Origin of the sequence: Bordetella bronchialis, assembly GCF_001676705.1 — a bacterium.
Taxonomy (GTDB): domain Bacteria; phylum Pseudomonadota; class Gammaproteobacteria; order Burkholderiales; family Burkholderiaceae_B; genus Bordetella_C; species Bordetella_C bronchialis.
The window spans coordinates 22,184-39,439 of the sequence record NZ_CP016170.1 but is presented as its reverse complement, the minus strand read 5'-3'; the positions used below and the strand labels follow the sequence as shown (position 1 = coordinate 39,439).

Here is a 17,256-nt window from a genome sequence, read left to right as displayed (position 1 = left end):
CGGGCAAGAACAGGAATTTGGGCCAGCGCCGTCCGCGGCGCACCGGGGAGGACCACCGTCATGCAATTCACCAACGATTTCGAAGTATCGCTGCCGCCCGACCAGGCATGGCAGGTCCTGATGGATGTCGAGCGCATCGTGCCCTGCATGCCGGGCGCCGAACTGGTGGAGATCGTCGATGACAAGACCTTCAAGGGCAAGGTAAGCGTCAAGCTGGGCCCGGTGGCGCTCACCTTCCTGTGCAACGCCGTTTTCGAGGAAGTGGACAACGCCGCGCACACCGCGCGCATCAAGGCCAACGGCGCGGACGCCAAGGGCCGCGGCAATGCGAACACCACCATCCGCTTCGGCCTGCAGCCCAGCGCCAAGGGGTCGAAGGTCATCATCGATACCGACCTGACGCTGACCGGCGCGGTGGCGCAGTACGGCCGCGGCGTCGGCATGATCCAGACCGTGGCCAACCAAATCATCTCGCAGTTTTCCAAGAACCTGGAAGCGCAGATCTCGCAAAGCCGGCAGGCCGGGGCGGCCGCCCCAGCGGCGGCCGCAGGCGCGGCGGATGGCGGGGCCGCTGCCGCTTCCGGCGGCGACGCGGCGCCCGTCCGCCCGGCCGCGCCGCGCCCGCCGGTGCAGCCCGCCAAGCCCATCAGCGGTTTCTCGCTGATCCTGTCTTCGCTGTGGGCCATGATCCGCGGCTGGTTCGGCGGCTCCTCGCGTTGACGGGACCGGCGTGCCCGCGCCGGCGTCACGCGCCGGCGCCCACGCGCGCCAAGCGAGTACAAAAAACGACACTAATACCGATTTTTACGTAGCACGCGCGGACCGCCCCGGCCGCCCGGGCTGCAGCCGGAGCGATCCTTGACCAAGCCTTCCATCAACACCGTACTGACCCTGCTGAGCGCCGAGCGGATGGCGGCGTTCTACGCAGCGGGCTACTGGCGGGACGAAACGATATACATGGCGGCCCGGCGCCACGCCCGGGCCGCGCCGGACGCCTGGGCGGTGCGCGACCGGGGCTTGCGCCTGACGTATGCGGAGCTGATCGCCGCCGCGGATCGCCTGGCCGCGACGCTGCAGGCCGCCGGCGTGCGTGCCGGCCAACGCGTCGGCGTCTGGATGTCCAGCCGCGTCGAAACCGCGATTGCGCTGCTGGCCTGCTCGCGCAACGGCTACGCCTGCTGCCCCTCGCTGCACCGCGACCACACCGCGCCGGACGTGCTGGCATTGATGGAAAGCGTCAGCGCCGCCGCCTTCATCGGCGAAATCGGCTATGGCGCCGATGCCGATCGCAACGATATCTTCAGCCTGCTGGCCCGGGTGCCCAGCCTGCGCCACGTCATCGCACTGCCCACGGTGGACCAGCGGCCGGCCGGCGCGCTGTTCGACGCCGGCACGCCCACCGCCGACGACGCCTGGTCCACCGAGCCCGACCGGCTGGTGTACCTGGCCTTCACATCGGGCACGACGGGCGCGCCCAAGGGCGTCATGCACAGCGACAACACGCTGCTGGCGAATGCCCGCGAAATCGCCAAGGACTGGTCGTTCGGGCCCAGTTCCGTCATCTACACCATGAGTCCGCTCAGCCACAACCTGGGCCTGGGCGCGCTGATCAGCGCGCTGGCCACCGGCGGCGAACTCGTGGTGCACGACCTGCCGCGTGGCGCCAGTGTGCTGGACCGCCTGCTGGACACCGGCGCGAGCTTTCTCTTCGGCGTGCCCACGCATGCGGTCGACCTGCTGGCGGAGCTGAAATCGCGCGGCCTGTCGCGGGTGGGCAACTTGCAGGGCTTCCGCATCTCCGGCGCGTCGGCACCCAAGGATGTCGTGGCGGAATTGCTGCGCTACGGCGTCACGCCGCAAAGCGGCTACGGCATGACCGAAGCCTGCTCGCATCACTACACGCTGCCCGGCGACGACCCGCAACGCATCATCGAGACCTCCGGCCGCGCCTGCGCCAGCTACGAAGTCAAAATCTGGTCGACCGAAGACCCCGACCAGGAAGTCCCCATCGGCGAGACCGGCCAGATCGGCGGGCGCGGCGCCAGCCTGATGCTGGGGTACTTCGACAACCAGAAGGCCACCGAGAGCGCATTCAATTCGCACGGCTGGTTCATGACGGGCGACGTGGGACGCCTGGACGCCGACGGCTATCTGGTGATCACGGGCCGCAAGAAAGACCTGATCATCCGCGGCGGACACAACATCTATCCCGCGCGCATCGAGAACCTGGCCATGCAGCACGCTGCCGTTGCGCGCGCCGCGGTGCTGCCCGTGCCGGATGCCCGCCTGGGCGAAAAGGTCTGCCTGGCGGTCATGCTCAAGCCCGGCGCCAGCCTGTCGGGCGAAGCGATGCTGTCCCACCTGGACGCCTGCGGCCTGTCGCGCTACGACATGCCGGAGTACTACATCGAACTGCCGGAAATCCCGCTGACCGCCAGCGGCAAGATCTTCAAGCGCGATCTGGTGGAAGACGTGCGCGCCGGCCGCCTGGCGCCGCGCGCGGTACGCTGGCAGGGCGGCGCGCCAGCGGCGGCGCCGTCCTCCTTGCCGTCGCCGCCGGTCGCGGCGAAGCCGGCGCCATGAACGCGCCCGCGCCCGACTTGGCCGCCGCCGGCGCCGAACGCGCGCAGGCGCTGCTGCAGCGCCTGCGCCACGAGCTGGCCCATCCGCCTTTCCATGCGCTGCTCAACCCGGAGGCCGTGTCCGTCGACGCCGACACCGGGGTCGTCGTGATCCGGCTGCCCTATCGTCCCGCGCTGCGCCGCGCGGCGGGCTCGGAAAACATACACGGCGGCGTCATCGCGGCCTTGATAGACATGGCGGCGCATGCCTCGGTCGCCGTGCAGACCGGCCGCATGGCACCCACCGTGGACCTGCGCATCGATTACCTGAAACCCGCCCCGGGCGCCGACCTGTACGCCACCGCCAAGGTCCTGCGGTTGGGCCGCGCCATCGCGCGCGCCGATGTCGAGATCTCCCACGCGCCCGGCGCGGCGCCCTGCGCCGTGGGGCGCGGCACTTTCAGCACGCTGGACACCGGCGGCACCGCGTAGGCACGCGGTGCCGCGCATTCAACCATAGGATCCGCACCATGCAGGCAGCTATCCTGAGGGAATTCGGCGCGATCGAGCAATTGCGCATGGAGACCGTGGCCGACCCCGCGCCGGCCGCGGGACAGGTGGTGGTCGACATCCAGGCCATCGCCGCCAACTTCGTCGATACGCTGGTCGTGGCCGGCAAATACCAGTTCCTGCCGGAACGGCCGTTCTCGCCGGGCAAACTGCCCACGGGCATTGTCAGCGCCGTGGGCGCCGGCGTCGCGGACCTGAAACCGGGCGACCGCGTGCTCACCCTGGCCGAACACGGCGGCTATGCGGAGAAAATCGCCGTCCCGGCGGCCAGCTGTTTCCGCCTGCCCGGCACGCTGTCCTTCATCGATGCGGCCGCCATGTCGCTGGGCTTCGATACCGCCTGGTTCGCGCTGTGCGAGCGGGGCCGCGCCAAGGCCGGCGAGACGGTGCTGGTGCTGGGCGCCACCGGCGCGGTGGGCCTGGCCGCGGTACAGCTGGCCAAGGCGTACGGCCTGCGCGTGCTGGCCGCCGTCAGCAACCCGGCCAAGTCGGACGCCGTGCGGCGCGCGGGCGCCGATGCCGTCATCGACCTGTCGGCGGCGGACCTGCGCGACAGCCTGCGCGCCCAGGTGCACGCGGCCAACGGCGGCAAGGGCGCCGATATCGTCCTGGACCCCCTGGGCGGCGATATTTTCGACGCGGCGATCCGCGCGGTGGCGTGGCGCGGCCGCTATGTCGTCATCGGTTTCGCGGCAGGCCGCATCCCCACGCTGAAGGTCAATTACGTCATGCTGAAGAACATGGAAGTGAGCGGCGTACAGGTCAGCGACTACCGCAAGAAGGCGCCCGACGAGATGCGCCATTGCATCCACGAAATCTTCCGCCTGTACGAGGCCGGCCAGCTGGCCGCGCCGCCGGCCACCGTAATGCCGCTGGACCAGGTACAGGACGCCCTGCGCCAGCTGGAAGCGCGCACCGCCCGCGGCAGGCTGGTACTGGTGCCCGCCAGCGCGGCGCCTTGACGCGCGCGGCGCCGGGGGCCAGGCGTCACGGGCGGTCGGCGTGCAGCCGGGCCGTCATCAAAAAGGCGTGCGCCGCGTCGCTGAGCCGGTCGGGGCGATAGGCCGCGTGGATCTTCACGCGCAGCAGCTCGGCATCCGCGACGATAGGCTTGCAGACCACGGCCCCGGTGGCCATCGCGCCGATGGAGCCGGGCAGAATGGACACGCCCAGGCCGCCCGCCGCCAATCCCAGCACCGTCGAAATCTGCACGGCTTCCTGCGCGATGCGGGGCTCGAAGCCTGCCTGGCGGCATAGCGACGCGATGCGCGAGGACAGCGTCGGCACGCCTTGCGCGGAGAACAGCACGAAGGCGTCGTCCGCCAGATCCTCCAGCCGTATGCAGGAAGCGCCGCTCAGCCTGTGGCCGGCCGGCAGGACCGCCACCAGCGTATCGACCACGATGACCTCCGTCTCGACATCGGGCGCCAGTTCGGCGGGCGTCACCAGGAAGCCGATATCGACGGTGTCGGAATTGATCATGCCGGCGACCTGCATGGAACTGCCTTCGTGCAGCGCCAGATCCACACCGGCGAAGCGCTCGCGGAAAGCCAGGATGACCTTGGGCAGCAGGGCGATCATGGCAGGTCCGATGAAGCCCACGTGCACGGTGCCCAATTCGCCGCGCCCCGCGCGCTGCGTGCGCTCCAGCGCACGGCTGGCCTGGTTCAACAGACGCACGGCTTCCATCTTGAAGACTTCGCCGGCCGGCGTCAGCCGCACCCCGCGCGGCGAGCGCTCGAACAAGCGGGCCTGCAGCAGCGATTCCAGCCGCATGATGGCCTGGCTGAGCGGCGGCTGCGCCATATGCATCTGCTCGGCCGCCTTGCGGAAACTCAGCGTTTCGGCCACGGCCAGGAATTGCTGCACCATGCGTAGGTCCAGGTTGGATGCGCGGGTGGACATGGCGGTGGGCGGTCCTCTGTACGGGGGTGTTGCGCCGCGCGGCAACGCTGCCAGCGCCTGCCGTTATGGTGCCCGCCGCGTGCGGTGAAACGCGTCGCGTATCGCGCAGGACCATTTTGGTATTAGACCATCGCCGGCGATCTTCCTACCATCCACCTATCACCGACCGCCACGCGACGCGCCCCAGCCGGAGCGCGCGACGTGCCGGCAAGGAGACATCATGCGCCGACTGCTTACCCTCCTTGCATGCCTGCCGGCATGCCTCGCCGCCGCCCATGCCGCCGCACAGGACTTTCCCACGCGGCCCATCACTTTGGTAATCGCCTCGCCGGCAGGCTCTACCCCGGACACCGGCGCGCGCGCCATCGCCTCGTCCATGGCGCAGGCGCTGGGCCAGCCCGTCGTGGTGGAGAACCGCCCGGGCGCCAATGGCCAGATCGCCGCGCAGGAGGTGCTGAAAAACCCGCCCGACGGCTATACGGTCCTGGTGGCCGCCGGCAGCACCATGGCCATCAACCCGCATGTCTATCCGCGGCAGGCCGTGGACGTGCTGAAGGACCTGAAGGCCGTCGGCAAGATCTACTCGACCGACTTCTTCCTGATCGTCCGCAGCGACACCGGCATCGATTCCATGGCGGCCTTGATCGCGCGCGCCAGGCAAAAGCCCGGCGCCCTGGTCGCCGCCAATAGCGGCCCGGGCAGCGCCGCGCAGCTGGCCACCGAGGTACTCAAGCAGCAGACCGGCGCCGACATCTACCAGGTTCCCTTCAACGGCAGCCCGGCGGCGGCGCTGGGCGTCGCATCGGGCAACGCCGACATGCTGATCGAAACCCAGGCCGTCACGGAGCCCTTCGTCAGTAGCGGCCGCGTGCGCCGCCTGGCCACGACCGGACACGCGCGGTCGCCCGCCTATCCGGATGTCCCGACGATGGCCGAGGCCGGCGTGCCGGGCATGGAGATCTCCTCGTGGGCCGGCATGTTCGCCCGCATCCAGGTGCCCCCGGAACGGGTGGAGCGCCTGAACGCCGCCCTGAACAAAGCGCTTGCCGACCCCGGCATCCAGGCGGCGCTGCGCGGCGGCGGACTGCAGCCTGGCGGCGGTTCGAGCGCCGATTTCCAGAAAGAATGGCAGGCCCAGTCGCAGCTTTGGGCCGGGGTCGTGGCGCGCTCGCCAGGCCTGACCAACCGTTGAACGCAGGACATCCGATGGCCTCCGCCAGCTCTACCGCCGCGGTCCCGCACGGTCCGCTTCACATCGCCCGCATCCATGTGTACGTCTTCCAGGACGACGCGCCCCCCGCGGTGCGGTCCTCCTTCGGCACATCGACGCAGCGCACCTCGGCGCTGATCAAGGTGGAAGACGAGTCGGGGCAACATGGCTGGGGCGAGATCTGGAGCGGCCATCCGCCTTTCGGCGCCTATCACCGCGCCACCATCCTGGAACAGCTGGTGGCGCCCAGGGTGGTCGGCCAGACAGTGGCGTCCATTCCGGATTTGCTCGGCGCACTGCGGGAAGCCATGCTGCCCATGCTGCGCCTGGCGGGCGAGCCGGGCCCCATCGCGCACGTACTGGCCGGGCTGGATTGCGCCTTGTGGGACCTGGCCGCGCGGCTGCGGGGCGTGCCGCTCTACCGCCTGCTGGGCGGCGACGCGCGGCGCCTGCCCGTGTACGCCAGCGGCGTATCGCCGTCGATCGCGCCGGACGCGCTCGATGCGCTGCGCGCCCGCGGCTTCCGCGCATTCAAGTTCAAGGCCGGCTTCGCCGACGACCGCGCGCTCGACGACCTGGCGCGCACCGTGGACCGCCTGGCCCCCGGCGAGAGCGCGATGATAGACGCCAACTGCGGCTGGGACGTGGCGCAGGCCCGGCATGCGCTGCAACGCATCCGCGCCCTGCCGCTGCAGTGGGTGGAAGAGCCCATCGGCCCGGAAAGGCCGGCCGCGGAATGGCGGGCGCTGCGCGATGCCGGCCACCGCCTGGCCGCCGGCGAAAACCTGCTGGCGCGAGAGGCCTTCCACGACGCCTTCGACTGGCTGGACGTGGTGCAGCCCGATCTGGGCAAATGGGGCGGCGTCAGCCAGGTGTTGCCCTTGGCCCGAGAGGCACTGGCGCGCGGCAAGCGCTATTGTCCCCACGCCTTCGGCTCCCACATCGGCGCCGCGCTGGCCGCGCACGTACTGTGCGCCGCGGGCGGGGACGGCGTCCTGGAACTGGACGCCAATCCCAATCCCCTGCGCACGCTGGGCGCCCCGGGCTTTCCGCAACCGGTGGACGGAACCATCGCGCTGGACGACGCGCCCGGCATCGGCATCGATGCGGACCCGGCCGCGCTGCACGTCTATCCGGGCCGGCACGCGGTCGTCGAGCGGTGATCCGCGCGATCGGGCCGGCCCTACGCCTACAAGGAGGCGACATGAGCAACGAAGCGGTCGGGCTGTTGATATCGCAATCCGTGCACGACGAACTGGGCGAGCGCCTGTCCGCCCTGGCTCGCGCGGCGGGCCACGTGCTGCGCCTGGTCGTCGCGCCGGCCGAGCCGGGGCGGGCCCTGGCCGCGGACGAGCAGGCCGCGATACGGCTGGCCTACTATTCGCGCGACCTGCTGACCGGCGGAAACCCGGCCGCGGGCCGCGCCTTTTTCGACGTCTTCGATGCGGCGCCGCGGGCCGAGTGGCTGCATGTCGGCTCGGCCGGCATCGATAATCCGCTATACCAGCCCACGCTGCGCCGCGCCGTGCGGCTGACCACGTCGTCGGGCGGCAATGCCCTGCCCATCGCGCAAACCGTCGTCGGCGCCATTCTGGCGCAGGCGCGCGGGTTCACCCATTGGCTGGCCGCGCAGGGCGAACGCCGCTGGCGGCCGCTGACCGCCGCGCAGATGGCGCGCGACCTGCACGAACAGACCGCCATCATCGTCGGCCTTGGCCCCATCGGCCGCGAGATCGGCCGGCTGCTCAAGGCCGTGGGCCTGACGACCATAGGCGTACGGCGCGGCGCAGCGCCCGTGCCGCACTTCGACCGTATCTGCCGCCCGGACGTCCTAGACGAGCTGCTGCCCGCCTGCGATTGGCTGGTGCTGGCGTGTCCCCTGACACCCGAGACGCGCCACTTGCTGGATGCGCGCCGCATCGCGCTGCTTCCCGCCCACGCGGGCGTCGCCAATATCGGCCGTGGCGAACTCCTGGACGAGGCCGCATTGGCTGCCGCGCTGCACCAGGGCCGCCTGCGGTCTGCCTACCTGGATGTCTTCGCCACCGAACCGCTGCCCGCCGGATCGCCGCTGTGGAACGCGCCCCACACCTGGCTATCGCCGCACAACTGCGGCGCATCGCCCGGCAATGCGGCGCGATTCACCGAAATATTCCTGCGCAACTTCATGCACTGGCTGAACGGCGAACCGTTCGACAACGACGCCACGCCGGCCGCACGCCGCGCCGATGGCGGCACGCGCGCCACCTGAGGACACGCCATGAAAATCGTCGCCATCGAAACCCTGCCCATCGCCATCCCCTACGACAGCGGCGCCGCGCCGCTGCCGCTGGGCGGCAAGCCGCGCACCAACATGGAAAGCCTGCTGGTCAAGGTCACGACCGACAGCGGCATCGTGGGCTGGGGCGACGCCTTCGGCGTGCGCATCTGGCCGGTGACACGCCTGCTCATCGACCGCCTGGCGGCACCGCTATGCCTTGGCGAGGACGCGCTGCAGCGCGAGCAGATCGTGGACAAGCTGAACCGCACGCTCTACCACTTCGGCCGCGCCGGCCCGCTGCAATATGCGATATCGGCGGTGGACATCGCTTTGTGGGACATCGCGGCCAAGGCCGCCGGGCTGCCCGTGCACGCCCTGATCGGCCCCGTGCGCACGCGCGATATCCCCGCCTACGCCAGCCTGCTGCCTTATCGGGATCCCGCCCTGGCGGCCCGCTTCGCCGCGCGCGCGGTGGACCAGGGCTACCGCTACGTGAAGCTGCACGAACGCGACGTCGCTTCGGTCCGGGAGTCGCGCGCGGCCATCGGCCCGGACATCGGCCTGATGGTGGACCTGAATTGTCCCTTCGATCTACGCCAGGCCGAGCGCTTCGCGCACGACGTCGCGGACTACAAGCCGATGTGGCTGGAAGAGCCGCTGTTCCCGGTCGACGATTTCACCGCGATGGCGGAACTGGCGCGCTGCATCGAAACGCCGCTGGCGATGGGCGAGAACGTCGGCAACCCGGTGGAGTTCCGTCGCGTGCTGGACAGCGCGGGCATTGCCTACGCCCAGCCCAGCGTGATCAAGACCGGCGGCATCACGGCCCTGCTGGAGGTGGCGCACGATGCCGCGCAACGCGACATCCGGCTGATGCCCCACAGCGCTTATTTCGGTCCGGGACTGCTGGCCACGATGCACGTACTGGCGACCATACGGACCGACCCCATACTGGAACGCTTCTATTGCGAGATGCCGGTGGAGCTTTCCGGCGGCGCGACCTTGCCGCGCGACGGCGCGGTGCGGGTCCCCGATGTGCCGGGCCTGGGCTTCGACCCCGACCCGCAGGCGCTACGCCGCTACGCGGCGGTGGAATAAGAACAACCGGAGGAGACCTCATGAATCTGCGCATCCCCTTGCGCGCGGCGGCCGTTGCGCTGTCCTGCGCGCTGGCCGCACCCGGCCACGCCGCCGACGCCTTCCCGTCGCAAGCGATACGCATCGTGGTGCCCTATGCCCCGGGCGGGGCATCCGACGTCATCGCGCGCCTGCTCGCCAGCACGCCCGGCGGCGGCCTGGGCGACCGCATCATCGTGGAGAACCGCGCCGGCGGGGCCTCGGTGGCCGGGACGAATATCGTGGCGACCGCACAACCCAACGGCTACACCCTGGGCGTGGTGGACAGCGCCTTCCCGATCAACGCGACGTTGCTGGGCGCGAAGCTGCCCTACGACACGCGCCAGGATTTCCGCGCCATCATCCTGGCCGCGACCTCTCCCATTGTGCTGTCCGTGAACAAGGACGTGCCGGCGCATAGCGTGTCCGAACTGGTGGCGCTGGCCAAGGCCCAGCCCGGCCGCTACAACTTCAGCTCGGCGGGCAATGGCACGGCGCTGCATCTGGCGGGCGAGCAGTTCAACATGGCGACCGGCGCGGGGCTCGTCCACGTACCGTACCGCGGCGGCGCGCCATCGGTAATGGCGGTGGTGGCCGGCGAGACGCAAGTGAATTTCTCCGCGCCATCGACGGTGCTGGCCCATATCCAGTCCGGACGCCTGCGCGCCCTGGCCGTCACGGGCACGCACCGGCTTGCCTCGCTCCCCGACGTACCGACATTCGCCGAGGCCGGGGTGCCGCAAGTGGCGGGCGTCATTTCCTACGGGGTCATCGCGCCCAAGGGCGTCCCGGACGCCATCGTCCAACAGTTGGCGGCCGGCTTCGACGCCAGGCTGAAGACACCGGAGGCCGCCCGGCGCATCGCCGACCTGGGCTTCGAGGCGGCGGGCGGCAACGCCGATGACTACGCCAAATTCCTGGCCCGCGAGATCGATACCGCGCGCGAAATCATACAGAAGGCGCATATCACGACCAGCGACTAGTGGCGTAGATTTCGGCTAACGTGCCAGATCCGGGCACGCCATCGCGGGGGCCGCATGGACACGCAGCCGCAGCTCGACTACAGGCAGGCATTCATGCTGGCACCAGCCGGACTGTGCGTGTCGCGATGGCGGGTCATCCAACAGGCCAACGCCCGCCTGGAATCGATCTTCCGCTACCCGCCCGGCGAGCTGAACGACGCCTCGTTCGATGCCTTGTACCCCACACGCCGCGACATGGCCCGCGCGACGGAAGGCACTGCCGCGGCCTTGAACGCGCGCGGCATATATGCGTGCGACCGGATCATGAAGCGGCTGGACGGCGAACTCTTCTGGTGCCGCCTGGTCGGCCGCTCCCTGACGCCGGCGGACCCGCTGGCCCTATGCATCTGGACTTTCGAAGACCTGAGTTCGCCGCATCCGGTGCTGCCGAACCTGAACGATCGGGAGCGCGAGATCGCGCTGCTGATTGCCGAAGGCAAGACGAGCAAGATGGTGGCCAGGCATCTCAACCTAAGCCCTCGAACCGTGGAGATGTACCGATCCCGCCTGATGTCGAAGTTCTCGGAAACGACGACGAACGGGCTGGCGGGGAAGCTTATGCGGCCGGGGGAAGGGTGATTGCCTTTCTTCGCGCATGCCCTTCTTGGATGGTGCCGTCGTTAGGTTGCTATAGCTGTTGTCGTCTTGGTGATGGCGGTCGTGTGTCTTTGTGATGGCGGTCGTGTGTCTTTGTGATGGCGGTCGTGTGTCTTGTTCATGCCATCCGTCGGGGGAGATGCCTGTCGGGGCCGGCCCGCTCGGGCGGTCCAGCGCCTTCGCGCTGGACTACCGCGTCGTCTTCCTCCTTCGGCGGCCGAACGGGCGTTGGGGTTCTTGCGGCTTTTTTGCCCGGCCGTCCTACGTACGGAAGCCCTCGCGCGCCCTCGGACGGGCCGGCCCCGACAGGCATCTCCCCCGCCGGACTCACGGTTTGCCTTAGAGGCGGTCGCTGGGGCGGGCGGTGTTCTTGGCCCTTCGTGGTCGCGTGTTCAGGGTAAGAAAGATCTTGCGTTGCCCGTCGTTTCTGGGCCGCCCTGCGCGGCCCAGAAACGCCTACGCACTCAGGGCATGCGGTGGTTGCTGGTAATGCGACGGGGAGTGGTAATTCGACGATTGCTTGTGATGCGACGGTTACCGGTGATGCCACGGGCGTTGGCAGTCGACGATTGCCGGTAATGCGGAGGTCGAGGAAGCGGAGTGGAATCTTGTCCGGCCGGTTGGGGGGGAGACAAGGCGGTGTGGCGGGCCGCCCGCCGGCCCGCCACACCGTAAGGCACCGAGGCTTGCCACGGATGCTGGCATAGGTGCCATATGCCGCTAGCGCGAATGCCGGGATCTTGGAACCGCCCGGAATCTTGTGTTCGAAGCGTCCGGGACTGTCAGGATTTTTGTGTTTGAAGCATCCGAACGCCGTGCTCAACCATGACCGCACCTATAGCGACCACCCTCGGCAAGGCACGGTGGCCTGGCCGCGATTCGATGGGAAACGGTGCGTGCAATCGCGCTAGCGGCGCATGGCACCTACGCCAGCATCCGTGGCATGCCACGGTGCCTACGGTGTGGCGGGCCGGCTGGCGGCCCGCCACACCGACTTGTTTCTCCCCCGATCTGCGCAGGCAACGCTTCCACTCCGGGCGCAGAACCATCGCAGGCGTGCACCCGCCGCACGCCACCACCGCGTAGCCGGTTCGGAGCCGCGCAGGGCGGCTCCGAACCGGCGGGCACCCCAAGATTCTTCTTATCGAGCGACAAGCGCCCCACGAAGTGCCAAGCACACAGACCGTCCCAGCAACCGGCTCTAAGGCACCCGGTGAGTCCGGCGGGGGAGATGCCTGTCGGGGCCGGCCCGTCCGAGGGCGCGCGAGGGCTTCCGTACGGAGGACGGCCGGGCAAAAAAGCCGCAAGAAAAACACCGCCACTTCGGCCGCCGAAGGAGGAAGACGAAGCGGCAGTCCAGGGCGAAGGCCCTGGACCGCCCGAGCGGGCCGGACACGACAGGCATCTCCACCGACGGACGGCATGAGCAAGACAGACGAAGAATCCAAAAAACCCATCGCCCAAAACCGCCAGCAAAAAATCCGCTGACCTCTACTCCGGCAAGGCAACCACCACATTCCCCAGAACCCGTCCGGATTCCACTGCCTCGTGCGCCGCCACGATGTCATCCAGCGAAAACGAAGGTGCGAGTAGATGGGACAAGGCGCCTTCGCGCAGCAGGTCGTCCAGGGCCTGCACCGTCTCCCGGCGCTGCACCGGCAGCAGGTCATACACCAGGAAAAAGTTGAAGCTCAAGGACCTCGGCAGGCAAGTCCCGAAGTTCAAGGAGATATCGCCACGCTGGTTGGAGCCATACACAGACACAACACCGTGCGCGGCGACCGCTCCGGCATTCACCAGGCCCGCGGTGGTGGAGAAATCCATATCGATCACGGCATCCACCCCGCGCCCGTCCGTCAGCGCGAGGAGACGCTCCGCCACCGGCTCTTGCTTGTACAGGATGTTCTCAGTCACCCCGACCTGTTCCAGGCGAGCCGCCTTCTCCGTCGATCCCACAGTCGTAATCACGCGGGCACCGCGCAGCCGCGCCATCTGCGCCGCGTAAAAGCCCACGCCGGAAGCCCCGCCCGTCACCAGCACCGTCTTGCCCTCGATATCGCCCAGCAGCGAGATCCCGCGCATCGCCGTCAGGCCGGGGATCCCCATGCATGCGCCCGCCTCGAAACTGACCGTGTCGGGCAAGGGTACCGCCTGTTCGGCCGGCAGCGCGATGTACTTCGCCGCCGTGCCCATCGGACGCTGCCATTGGCCATTCCAGATCCATACCCGCTCGCCCACCCGGCTTTCCGGCACGCCGCGCCCCACGCGGTCTATCGTGCCCGCGCCGTCGCTATGTGGCACCACGTAGCCTTGCGTGACCGGCCGGCTGCCCCCGCGCGACTTCACGTCGGAAGGATTCACGCCAGAGGTCGCGAGCTTCACCCGCACCTCGCCCGGTCCGGGTTCGGGCGTCGGCAGGTCGGTCAGTTGGAGAACGTCCCGCGCCGGTCCGTTCCGGGAATACAGGGCTACACGCATGTCGGCCTCCTGAAGGGTGCGTGGCGTAAAGGCATGCGCCGATTCTAGCGCCGGCTATTTTGCGCGTACGAAGCGGTTGGATAGTGTCCCCAATCCCGTGATGGAGACCTCCACCACGTCGCCGTCCCGCAGATCGGGCGAATGGCCGTCCGTGCCCATCCAAAGGATATCGCCCGGATATAGCGTCAGGTAGCGGCTCATCGTGCTGATGAAGCGATCGATGCCGAACAGCATATCGTTGGTGCGGAAGCGCGTGCGCGCCTCGCCGTTCAGGCGCACCACGGTTTCCATGGCGTCCACGTCCGCCTCGGTTTCGATCCAGGGTCCCATCGGCTTGAAGGTGTCGCTGTTCTTGGCCCGCCAGAACGTGCGGTCCGACGCTTGCCACACCCGTTCGCTGACATCGTTGCCGATGGTATAGCCCAGCACGCACGCGCGGGCGTCGGCCTCGCTCACATTGCGCGCCTGCTTGCCGATCACCACCACCAGCTCGCCTTCGTAGTGCACCCTGCTTGCGTCCGCGGGCATGATGACATCCTGCCCGTGCGGCAACAGGGCATTGTTGGCGCGGTAGCCCACGTCGGGCTGCGTGGGGATTTTCAGGCCTTCCGTGCCGATGTGCGTCACGTAATTCAGCCCCACGCAATAGAAGGTCGGGGGCACCACGGGCACCTCCAGGCGTACGTCCTGCAGCCGGACCACTTGCCCGGTCTTCTCATGTCCGAGGAACGGATCCCCGCGTACGGCGGCGATGCGTTCGCCTTCGAGTATGCCGTAGCCGGTGTGGCCGCCCTGCGTATAGCGTATCCATTTCATCGTGTCGTCCCCTTGTCCGGGCTATGCCTGCGTGGCGAAGGTGGGTTCGTCGTTGCGCATCAGCGAGATCAGCCACCGGCCATCGCGCCGCGCCAGCTCCACGTGCGTGGTCCGGATATTCTCGATGCCCGCCAGTGGCGCGGGCCCGGTGATCGGCCGGCCCGCGTCGTGGCGCACGACCAGCATGTAGGCTCGCATGACGCAGCGGTGTTCGTCCACGACGTCAGCCAGCAGGTTGGCGATCAGGTGATGGATGCGCATGGTCTTCGATCGCGTGGACAGGGCCTGCAGCACCGCCTCGCGGCCGTTCAGCACCTTGCCCTGGCGGTGCCATACGCCGTCGGGCGCCATGCGGCCCGCCAGGCTATCGTAGGCATTGTCATCCAGGTCGCGAAAGAACCCCATGACCTGGTTGCGGCACAGGCTGATCGTGTCGTTCATTCCAACTCCTTTGCGGGACCGCGGGCGGGATCGCCCGCCCGTCCTGGTTAGTGGCGGGCGGCACGCTCAGCACGTCGCGAGAGATGTCCGCCAAAGTGGGGGTGCCGCACAAGGCCATGGTGCGGGCCAACTCGTCGCGCAGGATATGCAGGGCGCGCTGTACGCCGTCATGGCCGCCGGCCAGCACCCCGTACAGGGTGGCGCGACCCGTCAGCACGGCGCTCGCGCCCAGCGCCAAGGCCTTGAACACATCGCTGCCGCGCCGCACGCCGCCATCCAGCATCACCGGCACCCGGCCGCGGGCGGCGGCGACGATGCCGGGCAGGGCGTCCAGGGTCGCGATGCCGGTATCCAGCTGGCGCCCGCCGTGGTTGGACACGACCAGCGCGTCCGCCCCCAGTCCCACGATGGCGTCCACATCGGCGGGATGCACGACGCCCTTGACGATAAGCTTGCCCGGCCAGCGGTCGCGGATGCGTGCCAACGCCGCCAGGTCGAAGGCCGGGTCGTAATTGCGGCCCGCCACCGACTGGATGGCCTTGCGGTCGCTTTCCACCTTCTTCATGCCGGCCAGGCTGGGCATCGCGGGCGGCCGTCGCAGCAACATGTCCAGCGACCAGGCCGGCCGCCGGGCGAAGTGCCAGAAGTTACGCGGCGTGATCTTCATGGGAAAGCCCAGCCCATGTGCCAGGTCGCGTTCCCGCTTGCCGCCCACCGGAAGGTCCACGGTGATGACCAGGCCTTCGTAGCCGGCCGCGCCGGCGCGATCGATCAGCGTGTGCAGGCGCGCCTTGTCCTGCAGGATATAGGCCTGGAACCACAGGCGGCCCGGCGCCTGCTCGGCGATCTCCTCGATCGATGCGGTGGCGGACGTCGACAGCGCATACGGCAGGTCCATGCTGGCGGCCGCGCGGGCCAGCGCCACGTCGCCGCCGCGCCAGCCGAAGCCGACGGCGCCGGTCGGGCCGATGGCCAACGGCAGCTGCGCGGGCCGGCCCAGCAGCGTGGCGCGCATGTCCACCCGGGACACGTCGCGCAGCACGCGGGGCAATAGCCGCACGCGACGGAAGGCCTGCGCATTGTCCTGCAGGGTGATCTCGTCCTCGGCGCCGCCCTCGAAGAAATCGAACACGGGCAGGGGCAGGCGGGCGCGCGCCGCCGCCCGCAGGCGATCGATGGAATAGCAGTCGTCCAGCGCGGTGTTGTTCACGGTGCGGTCATCCTTCGCGCCGCGCTCAATTGCCGGCATCGTCCGCCGTCACATTGCCTTTCTTGATGACCGCCGCCCAGCGCGCCTTGTCCTGGATCAGGAACTGGCGGAATTGCTCGGGACTGTCGGCCACGACCACCGCACCCAGCTGTGCCATCTGCTCGCGCACCGCGGGCTTGGCCAAGGCGTCCACCGCCGCCTTGTTCAGCTTGTCCACGATGGCCTTGGGCGTGCCGGCCGGCGCCAGCATGCCGATCCACGGCGCCCCCTGTTCGAAGCCCTTGAAGCCCAGGCTGTCCATGGTGGGCACGCCGGGGAACTCCTTCTGCGGTTTCTCGGTGCCCACCGCCAGCACGCGCAGCTGCTTGGCGGCGACATAGTTGGGAATGCCCACGCTGGGGTAGAACATGAAGCTGATGCGGCCCGCCACCATCTCCTGCAGCGCCGGCCCGTTGCCCTTGAAAGGCACGTGGACCATCTTGATGCCGGCCTCCGTGGCCAGCATCTCGGCCGCCAGATGAGCCGAGCCCCCCACGCCGGACGACCCGAAGGTCAACTTGCCAGGATGCGCCTTGGCGTCGGCGATCAGGCTCTTCAAGTCCTTGTAGGGCGAGTCGTAGTTCGTCACCAGCAACATGGGATTGTTGACGAAGTTGGTGATCGGCTCGAAGGCCTTGACCGGATCGTAGTCGTAGCGCTTGGGATACAGCAGCGGGTTCACATTCAGCGTCAGTGAGGTAACCAGCAGCTTGTAGCCATCGGGTGGTGAACGCATCACGTCGTTGGCGGCGATGGATGCGCTCGCACCGGGCTTGTTCTCCACCACGATGGAGGCGCCCATGCTTTCCGACATTTCCTTGGCCATGACGCGCGCGACCACGTCGGTCGGCCCGCCGGCGGCATAGCCGACCACCATGCGGATGGGCCGGGAAGGATAGTCGTCGGCGCGCGCGGCGGTCGCCAGCGCCGCGCTCAGCGCGGTGCCCAGTGCCGCGGCCAGCGCCCGCTTGGCCAGGTTTCTTGGGTTCATGCCTGTCTCCTTGTTTTAGGCGGCGTTGCCGCTCGTCCCG

At 68.8% G+C, this 17,256-nt stretch carries 16 protein-coding genes; 10 read left to right on the top strand and 6 right to left on the bottom strand.

Annotated features, from left to right (window positions below):
• The first annotated feature begins 60 nt into the window (after window positions 1-60).
• The 4 genes from BAU06_RS00170 (at window position 61) to BAU06_RS00155 (ending at window position 4,093) form a co-directional block, all read left to right on the top strand.
• The gene (locus BAU06_RS00170; protein WP_066342645.1) at window positions 61-720 is read left to right on the top strand and encodes an SRPBCC family protein; all 660 of its coding nucleotides are present in this window, start codon (window positions 61-63) and stop codon (window positions 718-720) included.
• 138 nt (window positions 721-858) lie between these two features.
• Window positions 859-2,583, top strand: a complete 1,725-nt coding sequence (locus tag BAU06_RS00165) for a class I adenylate-forming enzyme family protein (protein WP_231933964.1) — start codon at window positions 859-861, stop codon at window positions 2,581-2,583.
• On the top strand, window positions 2,580-3,053 hold the full coding sequence (locus tag BAU06_RS00160) for a PaaI family thioesterase (RefSeq protein WP_082987879.1): 474 nt from the start codon (window positions 2,580-2,582) through the stop codon (window positions 3,051-3,053). The genes BAU06_RS00165 and BAU06_RS00160 overlap by 4 nt, the downstream gene beginning before the upstream one ends.
• 38 nt (window positions 3,054-3,091) lie before the next feature.
• Window positions 3,092-4,093, top strand: a complete 1,002-nt coding sequence (locus BAU06_RS00155) for an NADPH:quinone oxidoreductase family protein (RefSeq protein ID WP_066342643.1) — start codon at window positions 3,092-3,094, stop codon at window positions 4,091-4,093.
• 25 nt (window positions 4,094-4,118) lie between these two features.
• Here the strand turns inward: BAU06_RS00155 and BAU06_RS00150 are convergent, their stop codons facing one another.
• Entirely contained in the window at window positions 4,119-5,036 is a 918-nt protein-coding gene (locus BAU06_RS00150) for a LysR substrate-binding domain-containing protein (protein WP_066342641.1), read from the bottom strand.
• A 220-nt stretch (window positions 5,037-5,256) separates the two neighbouring features.
• On the opposite strand from BAU06_RS00150, the gene BAU06_RS00145 reads away from it, so the two are divergent.
• Genes BAU06_RS00145 through BAU06_RS00120 form a run of 6 tightly spaced genes read left to right on the top strand, consistent with a single transcriptional unit; the run spans window position 5,257 to window position 11,223 of the window.
• On the top strand, window positions 5,257-6,228 hold the full coding sequence (locus tag BAU06_RS00145) for a Bug family tripartite tricarboxylate transporter substrate binding protein (RefSeq protein ID WP_066342639.1): 972 nt from the start codon (window positions 5,257-5,259) through the stop codon (window positions 6,226-6,228).
• A gap of 14 nt (window positions 6,229-6,242) precedes the next feature.
• Window positions 6,243-7,409 (top strand): mandelate racemase/muconate lactonizing enzyme family protein, encoded by a 1,167-nt coding sequence (locus BAU06_RS00140; RefSeq protein WP_066342638.1) that lies wholly within the window; start codon window positions 6,243-6,245, stop codon window positions 7,407-7,409.
• A gap of 41 nt (window positions 7,410-7,450) precedes the next feature.
• On the top strand, window positions 7,451-8,497 hold the full coding sequence (locus BAU06_RS00135; protein ID WP_066342637.1) for a D-2-hydroxyacid dehydrogenase: 1,047 nt from the start codon (window positions 7,451-7,453) through the stop codon (window positions 8,495-8,497).
• A 9-nt stretch (window positions 8,498-8,506) separates the two neighbouring features.
• Complete coding sequence (locus tag BAU06_RS00130; protein ID WP_066342635.1) at window positions 8,507-9,604, top strand: mandelate racemase/muconate lactonizing enzyme family protein; 1,098 nt, start codon at window positions 8,507-8,509, stop codon at window positions 9,602-9,604.
• Between the two features lie 20 nt (window positions 9,605-9,624).
• On the top strand, window positions 9,625-10,605 hold the full coding sequence (locus tag BAU06_RS00125; protein ID WP_066342633.1) for a Bug family tripartite tricarboxylate transporter substrate binding protein: 981 nt from the start codon (window positions 9,625-9,627) through the stop codon (window positions 10,603-10,605).
• A 54-nt stretch (window positions 10,606-10,659) separates the two neighbouring features.
• A complete protein-coding gene (locus BAU06_RS00120) occupies window positions 10,660-11,223 on the top strand; it encodes a LuxR family transcriptional regulator (protein ID WP_066342627.1) in 564 nt (187 codons plus the stop codon).
• 1,509 nt (window positions 11,224-12,732) lie between these two features.
• On the opposite strand, the gene BAU06_RS00115 is transcribed toward BAU06_RS00120, so the two are convergent.
• The 5 genes from BAU06_RS00115 to BAU06_RS00095 are packed head-to-tail and all read right to left on the bottom strand — an operon-like array spanning window position 12,733 to window position 17,216.
• Complete coding sequence (locus BAU06_RS00115; RefSeq protein ID WP_066342626.1) at window positions 12,733-13,719, bottom strand: NADPH:quinone reductase; 987 nt, start codon at window positions 13,717-13,719, stop codon at window positions 12,733-12,735.
• Between the two features lie 54 nt (window positions 13,720-13,773).
• Complete coding sequence (locus BAU06_RS00110; protein WP_066342625.1) at window positions 13,774-14,535, bottom strand: fumarylacetoacetate hydrolase family protein; 762 nt, start codon at window positions 14,533-14,535, stop codon at window positions 13,774-13,776.
• A gap of 21 nt (window positions 14,536-14,556) precedes the next feature.
• The gene (locus BAU06_RS00105; protein WP_066342624.1) at window positions 14,557-14,976 is read right to left on the bottom strand and encodes a nuclear transport factor 2 family protein; all 420 of its coding nucleotides are present in this window, start codon (window positions 14,974-14,976) and stop codon (window positions 14,557-14,559) included.
• A complete protein-coding gene (locus tag BAU06_RS00100) occupies window positions 14,915-16,186 on the bottom strand; it encodes an alpha-hydroxy acid oxidase (protein WP_231933963.1) in 1,272 nt (423 codons plus the stop codon). Before BAU06_RS00100 ends, BAU06_RS00105 begins: the two co-directional genes overlap by 62 nt.
• Before the next feature lie 25 nt (window positions 16,187-16,211).
• Window positions 16,212-17,216 carry a Bug family tripartite tricarboxylate transporter substrate binding protein gene (locus tag BAU06_RS00095; protein WP_066342623.1) on the bottom strand — a complete coding sequence of 335 codons (1,005 nt, stop codon included), beginning with the start codon at window positions 17,214-17,216 and terminating at the stop codon, window positions 16,212-16,214.
• Window positions 17,217-17,256: the final 40 nt, after the last annotated feature.